Genomic DNA, 14,616 nt, shown 5'->3' with positions numbered 1-14,616 from the left:
CATTCAGCGAGACCGTCGTCCCGCGACCCGTCACCCGCACGTGCGCGGCCGGTCGGTGCTCCCACCGACCGGTACCGCGGCGTGCCGTCGGTCGCGACGACAGGAGAGGACCCGGGTATGGCCGTGCAGGAGAAGATGTTCGCCACCAAGCGTGACCGCAAGGAGGCGGAGCGGTCGTCGGCCGCGGCCGCCGGGCGCGCCGAGGTGGCGGCCGCCAAGGCGGAGCGGGCCGCCGCGAAGGCGCAGCAGGCCGCGCTGATCGCGGCCGGTGCCGCCGGCTCGGCCCAGGAGGCCGGGACGTCGGGCCCGTCGGCGAAGGACGCGAGGGCCGGGAAGAAGGCCGACGCGAAGAAGGGCAAGAAGGACAAGAAGGGCGGCCGGAAGGCCGTCGAGGCCGCGAAGGCCGACACGAAGAAGGCCCGCCGCGCGGAGGAGAAGGACGCGGAGAAGGCCGTCCGCGCCGCCGAGAAGGCCGAGAAGAAGGCCCGCAAGCAGGCGAAGGCCGAGCGTGCGGAGCAGGAGAAGGCCGCGGCCGCGGAGAAGAAGGCCGCCAAGAAGGCCAAGGCAGCGCGGCTTGAGAAGGTCGCCAAGCGCGACGCCGCCGCGAAGGCGGAGAAGAAGGCCCGCAGGCTGGCGAAGGAGCAGGTCGTCGCCGGCCGGCCGGGCAGCGGGGTCGGTACGCCCGAGACCACGCCCGCCGAGCGGGAGAACCGTCGTCGCGAGGCCGAGCAGGAGGCGGGCCGGCTCGCCGCCGCGGCCGAGCACAAGGCCACCGCCGAGCGCCCCGCCGAGGTGCACCACACCAACGGCCTGCGCCTCTGACGGCACACCGCAGCCACCGGTGACGCCCGGGCCCGGCCGGGTCCGGGCGTCGCCGTGTGTCAGGGCCTGCACACCTGACCGGATGTTCAGGCTTGCACGATCGAATGACGTGGCCGTAGCGTTCGCCCGTGCACATCGCCGAGGGCTATCTGCCGCCGCTGCACGCGGCGGCCTGGACCGTCGTCGCCGCGCCGTTCGTCGTGCACGGCGCCCGCGCCGTGGTGCGCCGCGTGCGGGAGGACCCGGACACCAAGCTGCTGCTCGCCGCGGCGGGCGCGTTCACCTTCGTCCTCTCGGCGCTGAAGATCCCGTCGGTGACCGGGTCGTCGTCGCACCCGACCGGGACCGGGCTGGGCGCGGTGCTGTTCCGACCACCGGTGATGGCCCTGCTCGGGACGGTGGTGCTGTTCTTCCAGGCCGTCCTGCTCGCCCACGGCGGGCTCACCACGCTCGGCGCCAACGCCTTCTCGATGGCGATCGCCGGGCCGTGGATCGCCTACGGCGCCTACGTCGTGGTCCGCAGGCTCGGGGGCTCGCTGGGACCCGCGGTGTTCGCCGCGGCCTTCCTCGGTGACCTCGGCACCTACACGATCACCAGCGCGCAGCTCGCGCTCGCGTTCCCCGACCCCACCTCCGGGTTCGGCGGAGCGTTCGTCACCTTCGCCTCGATCTTCTCGATCACGCAGATCCCGCTGGCCGTGGCCGAGGGGCTGCTGACGGTGCTCGTCGTGCGGCTGCTCGTGCGCATCACCCCGGACGAGCTGCGCCGCCTCGGCGTGCTGCGCCCGGCGACCACCGCCGCGACCGGTCCCACCGCCACCACCGAGAAGGAGGCGTCGGCGTGAGCCGCTCGACCGTCGTGAACATCCTGCTGGTCGTCGCCGTCGTCGCGTTGTTCGCGGTGCCGGTGCTGTTCGTGCCCGGCGAGTACGCCGGGTCCGACGGCCAGGCGGGCGAGGCCATCGAGGCCACCGGCTACGAGCCGTGGTTCAGCCCGGTGTGGGAGCCGCCGTCGGGCGAGATCGAGTCCGGCATCTTCGCGATGCAGGCCGCGGCCGGCGCGGGCGTGCTCGGCTACTGCATCGGCGTCGCCCGCACCCGCAGCCGGGAGAAGGCCGCCCGGCAGACCTGATGCTGCTGATCGACGAGACCGCCCACGCCAACCGCTGGCGGTCCCGGCACCCGGGGGAGAAGGCGTTCCTCGCCCTGGGGCTGCTGCTGCTCGCCGTCGCGCTCCCGCCGTGGCCGGGGGCCGTGCTGACCGGTGCCGCGGCGCTGGCGCTGCTGCTGGCCGGGGCCCGGGTGCCGTGGCGGACCGCGCTGCGGCTGCTCGCGCTGCCCCTCGGGTTCGTGATCGTGGGGGCGCTGCCCCTGCTGGTGACCGTGGGCGGGGACCCCTGGCTCGCGCTCGCGTCGGGCGGGCCGGCCCGGGCGGCCGCGCTCGTCGGACGCTCGCTGGCGGCGGTGTCCTGCCTGATCCTCTTCGCCGCGACGACGCCGCTCGCCGACACCCTGCCCCGGCTGCGGTGGGTGCCGCCGGCCGTCCTGGAGATCACCCTGCTCGTGTACCGGATGCTGTTCCTGCTGCTGGACTCGCTGACCGCGGTCCGGGAGGCCCAGTCCCTCCGGATGGGGTTCCGGACGCGGCGGACCACCTTCCGGTCGCTGGCCGGGCAGGGTGGGGCCGTGTTCGTCCGCGCCTTCGATCGTGCCCGCCGCCTCGAGGCCGGCCTCGCCTCCCGCGGCTACGACGGCTCGCTGCGCGTCCGGGTACCCGCCCGCACCGTCTCGCCCGCCTTCGTCGCGGCGAGCGCGGTGCTGCTCGTCGCCGTGCCGGTCCTGGCCCTGGTGGTCGTCCCGTGACCGCGGTCCTGGAGGCCCGCGGGCTGGTCTTCGCCTACCCGGACGGGCCGGTTGTGCTCGACGGGGCGGACCTCGTCGTCGACCCGGGGCGCAGGCTCGCGGTGCTCGGCCCCAACGGCGGCGGCAAGACCACCCTGTTCCGGCTGCTGCTCGGGCTGCTCGCCCCGTCGGCCGGGCAGGTCCTGCTCGACGGCGAGCCGGTCCGCCGCACCCGCCGCGGGCTGGTGCGGCTGCGCGAGTCCGCCCAGCTCGTCCTGCAGGACCCCGACGACCAGCTGTTCTCCGCCGACGTCGCGCAGGACGTGTCGTTCGGCCCGCTGAACCTCGGTCTCGACGAGGCCGAGGTCGACGCCCGGGTGCACGAGGCGCTGTCCGCCGTCGGCGTCGCCGACCTCGCCGACCGGCCGACGCACCGGCTGTCGTTCGGGCAGCGCAAGCGGGTCGCTATCGCCGGGGCCCTCGCCGTCCGGCCCCGGGTGCTGGTGCTCGACGAGCCGACCGCGGGCCTGGACCCGGCCGGGGTGGAGGAGCTCGTCGTCGTGCTGGCGGACCTGCAGCGCGCCGGGACCGCGGTCGTGCTGTCCACACACGACGTCGACCTCGCCCACCGCTGGGCCGACGACGTCGCCGTCGTCGCGCGCGGGCGGGTCCGGCGCGGCCCGGCCGCGGAGATCCTCGGCGATGCCGCGCTGCTCGCCGACGCCCGGCTCGGTCCGGCCTGGGCACCCGCGGTCGCGCGGCTGCTCGCGCTGGCGGGGCACCCCGGCGTGGCCCCCGGCACGGCGGCGGAGCTGCACGATGTCCTATCGGGACTTGCGACCCGGGAGACACCGGCGAGAGGGTGACGCCCATGACCACCCCGGAGCCCGTGCCCGACCCGGTGGACGAGATCGACCTGTCGCTCCCCAACCCGGCCCGCGTCTACGACTACATGCTCGGCGGCGCCCACAACTTCGCCACCGACCGCGAGTTCGCCGAGCGTGTGCTCGCCGTGCTCCCGGACACGCGGGAGCTCGCGCTCGCCAACCGGGCCTTCCTCGGCCGGGCCGTGCGGGCCTGCCTCGACCGCGGGCTGCGCCAGTTCCTCGACCTCGGCTCCGGCATCCCCACCGCCGAGCCGGTGCACGAGATCGCCCACCGCGCCGACCCGGCGGCGCGCGTCGCCTATGTCGACGTCGAGCCGGTCTCGGTCGCGATGAGCCGCCAGATCCTGACCGGTGTGGACGGTGTCTCGATCACCGCCGCCGACCTCACCGACGCCGAGGCCGTGCTCGCCGCGCCGGGTGTGGCGGGCCTGCTCGACCCGGCCGAGCCGGTCGCCGTGCTCGCGGTGTCGGTGCTGCACTTCGTCCGCGACGACGACCTGCTCGGCGCCCTGTTCGACCGATACGTGACGGCGTTCGGGCCCGGCAGCATGCTCGTCGTGTCCCACGGCAGCACCGACGTCGACGACCCGCACACCGCCGAGCGGATGCGCACCATCGAGCGGTTCACCCGGGACACCGCGCAGCCGGCGCGGTCCCGGGACCGCGCCCTGCTGCGCAGGCTGCTCGTCGACCGGCCCGGGCACCGGCTGGAGCTGCTGGAACCGGGCCTGGTCGACGTCAGCGACTGGCGGGCCGAGGACGGGCAGCCGCCCGCCGGGATGTACGCGGTCGTCGGGGAGGTCGTCCCGCGACGGTAGGCCGGGTCAGTCCCGGTAGACGCCCTGGCGCTTCTCCATGAACGCGCTGACGGCCTCGGTCAGGTCGGCCGAGACCAGCTGGCCGCCGTTCCAGGTGGCGATCTGGTCGAGCCCGTCGGCGACCGAGTGGTCGCGGGCGTAGGTGATCGCGTGCTTGGTGCCGCGCAGCGCCAGCGGCGACTTCGCGGCCAGCGACGCGGCCAGCTCGGCGACGCCCGCCTCGAGGGCGTCGGCGTCGGGGTACACGCCGTTGACCAGGCGCAGCTCCTTCGCCTCGGTGCCCGACACCGGCCGGCAGGTGTAGGCCATCTCGCGGGCCACACCCTCGCCGACGATCCGCGGCAGCCGCTGCAGCACGCCGACGTCGGCGGCCAGGCCCATGTCGACCTCCTTCAGCACGAACGACGCGTCGGCGGTCGCGTAGCGCAGGTCGCAGGCGACGGCCAGGTCCAGGCCGGCCCCGATGCAGACGCCCTGGATCGCGGCGACGACCGGCTTCCGGCAGCGCTCGATCGCGGTGAGGCAGTCCTGCAGGTCGAGAATGGTGCGGCGCAGCGCGTCGGCGCCGTGCCCCATCGAGTCGTCCGACGCGGTCTCGCGCAGCCCGCCCAGCATCGACACGTCGATGCCCGAGCAGAAGTGCCGCCCGTTGCCGCTGATCACCACGACCCGCACGGCGGGGTCGGCGTCCAGCTCGCGCACCGCGTCGCGCAGCCCGAACCACATCGGCTCGTGCAGCGCGTTCGCCGCCTTCGGGCGGTCCAGGCGCAGTCGCGCGACCCCGTCCGCCACCTCGACCGCGATCCCCGTCGGTTCACCCATGTCGCGTCACTCCGTCCTCGTCGCCGGTCCTCGCTGCGGAGGCTACCGGTAGGTAACCCCCGGCTGGCAGGATGCGGCGGTGCGGCAGGGAGGCCGGGGGGACCGGACGTGGCTCGCGGCCTGCGGGCTGCTGTTCGCGACGGCGTTCGGCACGAACGTCCCGACCCCGCTGCTGCTGGTCTACCGGGCCGAGCTCGACCTGTCGGCGAGCACGCTCGCCGCGATCTTCGGGGTGTACGCGCTCGGGCTCGCACCGTCGCTGCTGCTGGGCGGGCCGGCGTCGGACCGGTTCGGTCGGGTGCGGGTGCTGCTGCCCGTCGCCGCCGGGGTCGCGGGGGCGTCGCTGCTGTTCCTCGGCGGGGCGTCGGCACTGTGGCTGCTGTTCGCGGCCCGGTTCCTGCAGGGGCTGGCGTCCGGTGCGGTGTTCTCGGTGGGCAGCGCCTGGCTGCAGGACCTCGCCGGGCCGGACGGCGCGCCGCGGGCCGCGCGGGCGGCGTCGGTCGCCCAGACCGCCGGCTTCTGCCTCGGGCCGCTGACCTCCGGGCTGCTCGCGACCTCCGGGCCGCTGCCGCTGGCCCTGCCCTACCTCGTGCACGTGGCCCTGCTGGTGGTGGCGGTCGCCGCGGTGCTCGCCACCGTCGGGACGGGGACCCGCCCGGCCGGGCCGCCGTCCCGCGGCCTGCTGCCCCGGCCGGGCCTGACCCCGGCCGCGCGGCGGGTGTTCGTGCGGGTGGTCGTGCCGACCGCGGTGTGCGTGTACGCGTTCCCGTCGGTCGCGGTGACCGTGCTGCCGCTGCTGCTGCCCGGGATCTCCGGTGCGGTCGCGTTCACCGGGCTGCTCGCCGCGCTGACCCTGGGCACCGGGACGCTGGTGCAGCCGTTCGCGCACCGCCTCGGCCGCCGCACCGGGCCCGCCGGGGCCGGGCTGGGCGCCCTCGGGGCCGCCGCCGCGACGCTCACCGCGCTGCTCGCGCCACCCGGACCGGCCGCCGTCGCGGGCGTCGCGGTGGCCGGGGTGCTGTTCGGCGCGGGTGGCGGGCTCTGCCTCAACGCCGGGCTCACCCGCGTCGGCCGGCTGGCGCCGGCGTCCGGGCGGGGCGCAGTGAACGGGCTGTTCTACACCGCCGCCTACACCGGGTTCGCCGCGCCGTGGCTGGCCACCGCGTTCGTCGCGACGACGGCGCTCGCCGCCCCGCTGGCGGTGCTCGCCGTCGCGGCCGCGGTCACCGCCGGGTGGCTCGCGGTCCGCTCCGGGGACCCGGACCGGGCACGCGGTCCCGGCCGGTCCCCGGACGCCCCGCCGTCCTAGGCTCGTCGGGTGCCCGACCTGACCAGCACCGCCAACCCGCGTGTCAAGAACCTGGTCCGGCTGCGCACCCGCCGCCACCGCGACGCCGCGGGCGTCACCGTGATCGAGGGGCACGACGAGCTGGCGCTCGCGCTCGACGCCGGCGTGGAGCCGGCCGAGGTGTACTGGGCGCCGGACCTCGTGCGGTCGGACGCGCTGCTGGCCCGGATGCCGTCGGCGCGGGTGTTCTCGGTGACCCGCGAGGTGTTCGCCCGGATCGCCTACCGCGAGTCCCCGGACGGCTGGCTCGCCGTCGCCCCGGCCCCCGGCCGCCCGCTCGACGAGCTGGACCTCGGCCCGGACCCGCTCGTGCTCGTCGCCGAGGGCGTCGAGAAGCCCGGCAACGTCGGGGCGATGCTGCGCACCGCCGAGGCGTGCGGGGTGGACGCGGTAGTCATCGCGACCCCGGAGCGCGGCGGCACCGACTTCGCCAACCCCAACGTGGTGCGGGCGTCGAAGGGGACGGTGTTCGCGGTGCCGGTCGCGTCCGCGCCCACCACCGAGGTCCTCGACTGGCTCGACCGGCGCGGCATCGCCACCCTCGTCACCACCCCGGCCGGGACGACCGGGCTCGCCGGCACCGACCTGACCGGGCCGACCGCGCTGGTCATCGGGACCGAGGCCACCGGGGTGACCGACGCGTGGCTCGACCGGGCCGACGCCACGGTGGTCATCCCGATGCGCGGGCGGGTCAACTCGCTCAACGCCTCGATCGCCGCGGCCGTGGTGCTCTACGAGGCGGTCCGTCAGCGCGGCTGACCGGCGAGCTCGGCGCGCAGCCGCTTCTTGTCGGTCTTGCCGATCCCGGTCAGCGGGATCCGCTCGACGAACTCCACGGTGTCCGGCACGTACATCGCGCCGGCGCGGTCGGCGACCAGGCCGGTCAGCTCGTCCGGGCTCGGCGCCGGGGAGTCGGTGACGACGGCGGCGTGCACGGTCTCGGTGCCGTCGTCGTCGGGTACCCCGAAGACCGCGGCGTGCCGGACGGCCGGGTGCTCCATGAGCAGGTCCTCCAGCTCGGAGGTGTACACGTGCCCGCCCACGACGACGATCATGTCCTTGACCCGGTCGAGCAGGTGCAGGTAGCCGTCGGCGTCCTGGCGGGCGACGTCGCCGGTCCGTACCCACCCGTCGACGACGGTGGCGGCGGTCAGCTCCGGCTGCTTCCAGTAGCCGTCCATCTCCATGCCGGTGTGCACCCACAGCTCACCGCGCCCGCCCGGGGCGACGGGGCGGCCGTCGGCGTCGGTGATCGCGATCGTGGTGGTGGGGATCGGCCGCCCGACGGTGCCGAGCAGGTCGGGGTTCCGGTGCTCCTCGGCGGTGAGCACGCTGATCCCGCCGGCCTCGGTCTGGCCGTAGAACTGGGTGAACACCGGGCCGATCCGGCGCAGCGCCTCGGCGATGCGCCGCGGGTTGGCGGGGGCGCCGCCGTAGACCAGCGACCGCAGCGACGACAGGTCGGTCCGGTCCAGGTCGGGGTGGTCGAGCAGGCGGTAGATCAGCGGCGGCAGCAGGAAGCCGTGGGTGATGCGCTCCCGCTCGACGGCAGCGAGGTAGGCGCCGGGCTCGAAGTCGTCCTGCAGGACGACGGTGCCGCCGTCGGCCAGGGTGCGGTCGGCGAGCGCCCCGCCGACGTGGGCGACCGGCGTGGCGACGAGCAGGCGCGCGCCGGTGTCGCCGCTGCCGAACCCGCCTGCCCCGCGGCGCATCGCGGCACCGCGACGGTGGTGGTCGAAGGTGTAGGTGATGCCCTTCGGGTGGCCGGTGGTGCCGCCGGTGTGCCGGATCTGCTCGACGGCGTCCGGCCGGGCGCGGCCCAGGACCGGTGCGGTGGACGCCGTCGCGGCCTCGGCCGTCACGTCGGTGTCGGTGCCGTGCGGGCCGAGCCAGAGCACGTCGACGCCGGGGACCAGCGCGAGGACGGGCTCGGCGGCCGCCGCGGCGTCGGCGTCGACGAGGATGAGCGGCGCCTCGACGTCGTCGACGATGCGGGCCTGCGCGGCGGCGGACAGGCCCTCGTGCGGCTGGGCGATGCCGGCCCCGAGCAGCGTCACCGCGAGCCGCGCGACGATCGCCTCGGGCGTGTTCCCGGCCAGCAGCGCCACGACCCGGCCCGGCTCGACCCGGTCGTCGAGGGCGTGGGCGAGCCGGTGCACGGAGTCCACGAGCTCGCCCGCGGTGATCCTGCGGTCGCGGTGCACCAGGGCCTCGCGGCCGCGGTCGGCGGCGAGGGCGTCGAGGAGCTCCTCGACGTCGCTGTGCAGGGCGGTCCCGCTCTGCGTGGCGGTGTCGTTGCGCGGCGCGGTGGCGCGGTCCAGACCGGCGGACATGTCCGGGCTCCTCTCGACGGGATCGTTGTCTTACGCAACGATCAACTCGAGGGCAGGCTTCCCGGAGGTGATCTGATCGACACCTCTCGCTTGTGTGACCTGTCAGGGCGGTCCTCAGGCGGCCAGGGCGAGCTCCTCGCGCCGCTCGGCGCGTTCCATCCGGACCGCCACCCCCAGTGCGGCCAGTCCCAGCAGCGGCAGGACGGTCGCGACCGCGGCGGGCGCGGTCCAGCCCCATCCGGCGGCCAGCACCAGGGCGCCCAGTGCGGCCCCGAGGGCGTTGGACACGTTGAACGCGGCGTGGTGCAGCGCCGCGCCCAGGGTCGGGCCCTCGCGACCGGCGTCCATCAGCCGGGTCGCCAGCGCCGGGGTGGTCGCGGTGGTGGTGAACGCCAGTGCGAACAGCGCCAGCAGGGCCAGCACCGGCGACGACGCCGTCACCGCGAACACGGCCATCGCGACCGCGGCCGAGGCGAGCCCGGCCGCGATCGTGCGCACCGGGGCGGCCTCGGCCAGCCGGCCGCCGACCTGGTTGCCCAGGGTCATGCCGACCCCGAACACCGCCAGTGCGAGCGGCACCGCGGAGACGGCCAGGCCGGACACCTCGGTGAGCACCGGGGTGATGTAGCTGTACACGGCGAACGAGCCGCCGAACCCGGTCGCGATGACCGCCATCGTGATCCAGACCTGGCCGCGGCGCAGCGCCGACAGCTCGCCCAGTACCGAGCCGCGGCGCTCGTCGCGGACGTCGGGGACCAGGCGCCAGACGGCCAGCATCGTGAGCGCCGCGACGGCGCCGACGGTCAGGTAGGCCGCGGGCCAGCCCGCGTTCTGCCCGAGCCAGGTCGCGCCCGGCACGCCGACGATGTTGGCGATCATCAGCCCGCTCATCACCGTCGCGATCGCCCGTGGCCGCCGCTCGCGGGGGACCAGGGAGGCGGCGAGCACCGAGGCGGTGCCGAAGTAGGCGCCGTGCGGCAGGCCGGCCAGGAACCGGGTGGCGACGAAGGTGCCGAAGGTCGGGGCGAACGCCGACGCCACGTTGGTCACCGCCAGCGCGCCCGCCAGGGCCAGGACGAGGTGCTTGCGGGGCCACCGCGCGCCGAGCACGGCGAGCACCGGCGCGCCGACGACGACGCCGAGCGCGTAGGCGCTGATGGCCGTGCCGGCCTGCGGCACGGTGGCGCCGAGGTCGGCGGCGAAGGCCGGCAGCAGACCCATCGAGGCGAACTCGGTGGTGCCGATGGCCAGACCGCCGAGGGCCATCGCGGCGAGCGCGGGCCCGGTGGTGGGAGACTGGGACGAGGTGAGAGCCTTTTTCATCGCGACACGAGGATAAATCTCGGGAGGCCGGAGGTGTCAAACCGGATGACGTCGATGTCGGCCGGTTCACGTTCCGGCACGGATGCGCCCGGGCGCGCCGAGACCGACCGCTGGCGCGCCACCGCCGAGGTCCTGGACGAGGTCCGCCGCGAACCCGGCCTCACCCGCGTCGAGCTCGCGCGGCGGCTGCGCCTGGCCAGCGGCTCGGCCACCGAGATCGCGGCCCGGCTGCGCGACCTCGGCTGGGTCACCGAGGAGCGCGCCCCCTGCGGCGGGCGCGGGCGGCCGACCACGACCCTGACGCCCAACCCGGACGGGCCGGGCGTCGTCGCCGTCGACGTGCGGTTCGAGGGCTGGCGGGCCGGGTTCGCCGGGCTCGACGGGACCCCGGTCGCGGTGCGCTCGGGGCGGCACCGCCGTCGCGACCCCGACGCCGTCGCCGCGGAGCTGGACGGGGTGGTGGCCGAGCTGGTGGCCGCCGCGGCCGGCCCGGTGGTGGCGGTGGGGATCGGGATCGCCGCGACCGTCGTCGACGAGCACATCGCCGAGGTCGGGGGCGGCCAGGGCTGGAGCCCACTGGACGTGCGCCGGATCGGCGCCGGGCTCGGCCTGCCGGTGCTGGTCGGCAACGACGCGAACCTCGCCGGTGTCGCCGAGGTCCGCGACGGCGCCGCCGCCGGTGCGCGCACCGCGCTGTTCGTGACCGTCGAGGTCGGCATCGGCGGTGCGCTGCTGCTCGACGGGCGCGCCCAGACCGGCGCCCGGGGCGCCGCGGGGGAGCTGGGGCACCTGCCGTTCGGCGACCCCGGTGCGGACTGCGTCTGCGGCGCCCGCGGCTGCTGGACGACCGGCGTCGACGGCCGGGCGCTCGCCGTGATGCTCGGCGAACCGCAGCCGGACGCGCCCTACACCTACACCCGCGCGGTCCTCGACCGCGCCGCCGCCGGGGAGCCCGGCCCGTCGGCGGCGGTGACCTCGGCGTCGGCGTCGCTGGCCCGCGGGATCGCCGGGCTGGTCAACGCGCACGACCCGGAGGTCGTCGTGCTGGCCGGGCTCGGGCCCGCGCTGCGGGCCGCGGCGCCGGAGGCGTTCGCCGTCGCCTACGACGCCGGGCTGATGGCCTTCCGCCGCGCCGTCGCGCCGCCGGTGCACGACGACGCGCACGGCGAGGACGGCGTGCTCCGGGGTGCCGCCGCGATCGCGCTGGACCACGCGGTCTCGGCCCCCGGGCTCGCCGCCCGCGCCGGCTGACCCGTCCCGCTCAGGGCCGGGGGATCGACCGCAGGTTGCTGCGCGCCAGCTCGACCATCTTCCCGACGCCGCCGTCGAGCACCGTGCGGGTCGCGGCGAGGGCGAACCCGCGGACCTGCGCGGCGGTGATGTGCGGCGGGATGGACAGCGCGTTCGGGTCGGTGCGCACGTCGACCAGGGCCGGGCCGCGGTGGTCCAGCGCCCGGCGCAGCGCGGCGCGCACGTCGGACGGGTCGTCGACGGCCTCGGCGTACAGCCCGGCGGCGCGGGCGATCCCGGCCAGGTCGGCCGGGCCGTGGTCGGTCTGGAACGACGGGTAGCCCGCCACCATCATCTCCAGCCGGATCATGCCCAGCGAGCCGTTGTTGAACGCGACGACGGTGAGCGGCAGGTCGTGCTCGGCCGCGGTCAGCAGCTCGCCGAGCAGCATCGTCAGCCCGCCGTCGCCGGACAGCGACACCACCTGCCGGTCCGGGTACGCGAACTGGGCGCCGATCGCGTGCGGCAGGGCGTTGGCCATCGTCCCGTGCCGATAGGAGCCGATGATCCGGCGCCGGCCGTTGGGGGACAGGTAGCGCGCCGCCCACACGTTGCACATGCCGGTGTCGACGGTGGCGATCGCGTCGTCGGCCATCTCCTCGTCGAGGACCGCCGCGACGTGCTCGGGGTGGACGGGACGCAGGTCGGAGACCTTGCGGGTGTAGGCGCCGACCACCTTCTCCAGCGCCTCGGCGTGCCTGCGCAGCATCCGGTCCAGGAAGGAGCGGTCGGTCTTCTCCGCGATCCGCGGCAGCAGCGCGTCCAGGGTGGACGCGGCGTCGCCGTGCACGCCCAGCTCCAGCAGCGTGCGACGGCCCAGGCGCGCGGGGTCGGTGTCGATCTGCACGGTCCGCGCCTGCGGCAGGAACGAGTCGTAGGGGAAGTCGGTGCCGATCAGGACGAGCAGGTCGGCCTCGTGCGTCGCCTCGTAGCAGGCGCCGTAGCCGAGCAGCCCGGACATGCCGACGTCGTGGGCGTTGTCGTACTGGATCCACTCCTTGCCGCGCAGCGAGTGGCCGATCGGCGCCTTCACCCGGTCGGCGAGGGCGAGCACCTGCTCGCGGGCGTGCTCGATCCCGGCGCCGACGAACAGCGTCACGGTGTCCGCGGCGTCGACGAGCCGGGCCAGCTCGGCCACCTGCTCCTCCGACGGCGCCACGACGCCGGTGGGCGGGGACAGGTGCGAGGTGCCGGTGTCGTTCGGGGCGTCGAGCGCGCTGACGTCGCCGGGCAGGACCAGCACCGCCACGTCGGACTCGGCGAGCGCGGTCTGCATCGCGATCCGCTGCATCCGGGGCATCTGCTCGGGCCGCGAGATCAGCTCGCAGTACGCCGAGCACTCGGTGAACAGCCGCTCCGGGTGGGTCTCCTGGAAGTAGCCGGTGCCGATCTGGACCGAGGGGATGTGCGAGGCGATCGCCAGCACCGGCGCACCGGTGCGGTGGGCGTCCATCAGGCCCTGGATCAGGTGGGTGTTGCCGGGGCCGCAGCTGCCGGCGCAGACCGCGAGCCGCCCGGTGAGCTGGGCCTCCGCGGCGGCCGCGAGCGCGGCGGCCTCCTCGTTGTGCACGTGCACCCACCGGATGCGGCCGTCGCGGCGGATCGCGTCCGCGATCGGGTTGAGGCTGTCACCCACCAGGCCGTAGATCCGTTCGACGCCGGCCTGGTGCAGCAGCTCGATCATCTGGTCGGCCACGGTGCGGCCCATGTCGTCCTCCTCGCGCTCGGGTGCGAGGGCCGTGTTCCCCCTGTGGAGCCAGGTCGAACCGTTGCGGTGTGTGACGGTCCCCGCGCACCGTCCGGCGCACGGCAGGTCACGACTCGGGCATCGGAATCGATTCCCGCGCTGCGGAATCCCCCGGACGTGAGTACTTTCCCCTCACATTCCTGGGAGGGGACACGAAATGATCATTCTCGGTCTGATCCTGCTGCTGGTGGGGTATTTCACCAGCATCTCCATTCTCTACTACCTCGGTGGCCTGCTGGTCATCGTCGGTGTGGTCCTGTTGATCCTGGGAGCGATCGGACGGCCGGTGGGCGGGCGGAAGGCCTGGTTCTGACCGGGCCGGCCGGACCCGGCCGCGGGAATCCGCGGACCGGGTGACGGCCGGCGTCGTCGAATTCTCCGCGGGGGTGCGTGTCCGGGTGGACCGGAAACGCACCCCCGTGGTGTGTCACGGCGAAAGGATCACCCGCGCGGCCGGATTCCGAGAATGTCGCGGGCGGCCGCGGGGGAGGCCGGTGTCGTGCCCACCCGGTCCAGCACGCGCAGTGCGCCGTCGAGCAGCTCCCGGTTCGACGGCGCCGTGCCCCGGCCGTCGTCGAAGTCCTCCAGGCCAACCCGCAGGTGCCCGCCGCGGCGCACCGCCAGCTCGGCCAGCCCGGAGGCGACGACGTCACCGCCCAGCACGGCCACCGACCACGGCAGGCCCGAGGGCTCCAGCAGCTCCAGGTAGGCCTCCAGCGCGGCGGGCGTCGGCGGCAGCCCGAACTGCAGCCGGTCGGCGAAGTACAGCTTCACGATCGCGCCCGGCGGGACCCGCCCGTGCCGGTGCAGGGTCAGCGTGGTGCGCAGGAACCCCGGCTCGAAGATCGAGATGCTCGGGGCGGCGCCCAGCTCGGCGGTGCGGGCGAACATGTACTCGGTGTCGGCGAAGGAGTTCTGGTACGGCTCCGGCGCCGCCGCGTCCGGGCACGTGCCGTCGTCGAGCAGGCCGACGTTGACCGAGCCGGGGTCGACCAGTGTCATGTGCCCGCGCCGGCCCAGCTCCTCGACGTGCGCCCACCGCCGGGTCACCGGGATGTCGCGGGCCCCGGCCGCCATCGTCGGGTAGAGCAGCGCGTCGGGGTGCGCGGCCAGGACCGGGTCCCAGGCCGCCAGGTACGGCTCGACGGCGTGCACCCCGTCGACGGTGAACATCGGCTCGTCGTTGTGGTGGTGCACGATCGCCGCGCCCGCGTCGAGGACGTCGACGGCCTGCTCGGCCACCTCCGCCGGGGTGCGGGGCACGTGCGGGTTGCGCTCCCGCGTCGTCGTGCCGTTCAGCGCCACTTCCAGGATGACCGCGGTGTCCACGCCCGCCAGCATCGCCGCAGGCGGCGGTGGGGCGCGACCGCTGCGGTCGTAGGCT

General features: G+C 75.5%; 15 protein-coding genes. 10 read left to right on the top strand and 5 right to left on the bottom strand.

Translation table 11 applies throughout. The annotated features are described in order from the left end of the window. Positions 1 to 117: 117 nt before the first annotated feature. From DMP17_RS21060 to DMP17_RS21035, 6 genes are all read left to right on the top strand, one after another. Positions 118 to 822 carry a hypothetical protein gene (locus tag DMP17_RS21060; RefSeq protein WP_337830380.1) on the top strand — a complete coding sequence of 235 codons (705 nt, stop codon included), beginning with the start codon at positions 118 to 120 and terminating at the stop codon, positions 820 to 822. Between the two features lie 128 nt (positions 823 to 950). Further along, positions 951 to 1,667, top strand: coding sequence for an energy-coupling factor ABC transporter permease (locus DMP17_RS21055; RefSeq protein ID WP_226355430.1), 717 nt, complete (start codon positions 951 to 953; stop codon positions 1,665 to 1,667). Then, positions 1,664 to 1,954 carry an energy-coupling factor ABC transporter substrate-binding protein gene (locus DMP17_RS21050; RefSeq protein ID WP_226355431.1) on the top strand — a complete coding sequence of 97 codons (291 nt, stop codon included), beginning with the start codon at positions 1,664 to 1,666 and terminating at the stop codon, positions 1,952 to 1,954. Before DMP17_RS21055 ends, DMP17_RS21050 begins: the two co-directional genes overlap by 4 nt. Next, complete coding sequence (gene cbiQ / locus DMP17_RS21045) at positions 1,954 to 2,685, top strand: cobalt ECF transporter T component CbiQ (RefSeq protein ID WP_226355432.1); 732 nt, start codon at positions 1,954 to 1,956, stop codon at positions 2,683 to 2,685. Before DMP17_RS21050 ends, cbiQ begins: the two co-directional genes overlap by 1 nt. Next, positions 2,682 to 3,530 (top strand): energy-coupling factor ABC transporter ATP-binding protein, encoded by an 849-nt coding sequence (locus DMP17_RS21040; protein ID WP_226355433.1) that lies wholly within the window; start codon positions 2,682 to 2,684, stop codon positions 3,528 to 3,530. Before cbiQ ends, DMP17_RS21040 begins: the two co-directional genes overlap by 4 nt. 5 nt (positions 3,531 to 3,535) lie before the next feature. Beyond that, positions 3,536 to 4,369: an SAM-dependent methyltransferase gene (locus DMP17_RS21035; RefSeq protein WP_337830379.1), complete on the top strand. Its 834-nt coding sequence runs from the start codon at positions 3,536 to 3,538 to the stop codon at positions 4,367 to 4,369. Between the two features lie 6 nt (positions 4,370 to 4,375). Here DMP17_RS21035 and DMP17_RS21030 read toward each other — a convergent pair whose 3' ends face one another. After that, on the bottom strand, positions 4,376 to 5,191 hold the full coding sequence (locus DMP17_RS21030; RefSeq protein WP_226355435.1) for a crotonase/enoyl-CoA hydratase family protein: 816 nt from the start codon (positions 5,189 to 5,191) through the stop codon (positions 4,376 to 4,378). 79 nt (positions 5,192 to 5,270) lie between these two features. On the opposite strand from DMP17_RS21030, the gene DMP17_RS21025 reads away from it, so the two are divergent. After that, complete coding sequence (locus DMP17_RS21025) at positions 5,271 to 6,500, top strand: MFS transporter (protein WP_337830378.1); 1,230 nt, start codon at positions 5,271 to 5,273, stop codon at positions 6,498 to 6,500. Between the two features lie 9 nt (positions 6,501 to 6,509). Beyond that, positions 6,510 to 7,298, top strand: a complete 789-nt coding sequence (locus DMP17_RS21020; protein ID WP_337830377.1) for a TrmH family RNA methyltransferase — start codon at positions 6,510 to 6,512, stop codon at positions 7,296 to 7,298. On the opposite strand, the gene DMP17_RS21015 is transcribed toward DMP17_RS21020, so the two are convergent. Further along, on the bottom strand, positions 7,286 to 8,872 hold the full coding sequence (locus DMP17_RS21015; protein ID WP_337830376.1) for an AMP-binding protein: 1,587 nt from the start codon (positions 8,870 to 8,872) through the stop codon (positions 7,286 to 7,288). The genes DMP17_RS21020 and DMP17_RS21015 overlap by 13 nt on opposite strands. A 114-nt stretch (positions 8,873 to 8,986) precedes the next feature. Then, positions 8,987 to 10,195 carry an MFS transporter gene (locus tag DMP17_RS21010; RefSeq protein ID WP_226355439.1) on the bottom strand — a complete coding sequence of 403 codons (1,209 nt, stop codon included), beginning with the start codon at positions 10,193 to 10,195 and terminating at the stop codon, positions 8,987 to 8,989. 45 nt (positions 10,196 to 10,240) lie between these two features. Between DMP17_RS21010 and DMP17_RS21005 the strand changes: the two genes are divergently transcribed. Then, on the top strand, positions 10,241 to 11,446 hold the full coding sequence (locus tag DMP17_RS21005) for an ROK family transcriptional regulator (RefSeq protein ID WP_337830375.1): 1,206 nt from the start codon (positions 10,241 to 10,243) through the stop codon (positions 11,444 to 11,446). Between the two features lie 10 nt (positions 11,447 to 11,456). On the opposite strand, the gene DMP17_RS21000 is transcribed toward DMP17_RS21005, so the two are convergent. After that, positions 11,457 to 13,193 carry a pyruvate dehydrogenase gene (locus DMP17_RS21000; protein ID WP_226366892.1) on the bottom strand — a complete coding sequence of 579 codons (1,737 nt, stop codon included), beginning with the start codon at positions 13,191 to 13,193 and terminating at the stop codon, positions 11,457 to 11,459. 196 nt (positions 13,194 to 13,389) lie between these two features. Between DMP17_RS21000 and DMP17_RS20995 the strand changes: the two genes are divergently transcribed. Next, positions 13,390 to 13,545: a hypothetical protein gene (locus tag DMP17_RS20995; protein ID WP_178374212.1), complete on the top strand. Its 156-nt coding sequence runs from the start codon at positions 13,390 to 13,392 to the stop codon at positions 13,543 to 13,545. 128 nt (positions 13,546 to 13,673) lie between these two features. Here the strand turns inward: DMP17_RS20995 and DMP17_RS20990 are convergent, their stop codons facing one another. Next, on the bottom strand, positions 13,674 to 14,561 hold the full coding sequence (locus DMP17_RS20990; RefSeq protein ID WP_226366891.1) for a 3-keto-5-aminohexanoate cleavage protein: 888 nt from the start codon (positions 14,559 to 14,561) through the stop codon (positions 13,674 to 13,676). Positions 14,562 to 14,616: the final 55 nt, after the last annotated feature.

The sequence above is a fragment of the Pseudonocardia sp. TMWB2A genome (assembly GCF_017312135.1).
The sequence above is the reverse complement of the archived record's forward strand: the minus strand, read 5'-3'. Positions and strand labels throughout refer to the sequence as shown.

Excerpts from the sequence above, each read along its gene's own strand:
- DMP17_RS21015 (WP_337830376.1), bottom strand. The coding sequence starts at position 8,872 with ATGTCCGCCGGTCTGGACCGCGCCACCGCGCCGCGCAACGACACCGCC.
- DMP17_RS21000 (WP_226366892.1), bottom strand. The coding sequence starts at position 13,193 with ATGGGCCGCACCGTGGCCGACCAGATGATCGAGCTGCTGCACCAGGCC.
- DMP17_RS21035 (WP_337830379.1), top strand. The coding sequence starts at position 3,536 with ATGACCACCCCGGAGCCCGTGCCCGACCCGGTGGACGAGATCGACCTG.
- DMP17_RS20995 (WP_178374212.1), top strand. The coding sequence starts at position 13,390 with ATGATCATTCTCGGTCTGATCCTGCTGCTGGTGGGGTATTTCACCAGC.
- DMP17_RS21060 (WP_337830380.1), top strand. The coding sequence starts at position 118 with ATGGCCGTGCAGGAGAAGATGTTCGCCACCAAGCGTGACCGCAAGGAG.
- DMP17_RS21010 (WP_226355439.1), bottom strand. The coding sequence starts at position 10,195 with ATGAAAAAGGCTCTCACCTCGTCCCAGTCTCCCACCACCGGGCCCGCG.
- DMP17_RS21030 (WP_226355435.1), bottom strand. The coding sequence starts at position 5,191 with ATGGGTGAACCGACGGGGATCGCGGTCGAGGTGGCGGACGGGGTCGCG.
- DMP17_RS21005 (WP_337830375.1), top strand. The coding sequence starts at position 10,241 with ATGACGTCGATGTCGGCCGGTTCACGTTCCGGCACGGATGCGCCCGGG.
- cbiQ (WP_226355432.1), top strand. The coding sequence starts at position 1,954 with ATGCTGCTGATCGACGAGACCGCCCACGCCAACCGCTGGCGGTCCCGG.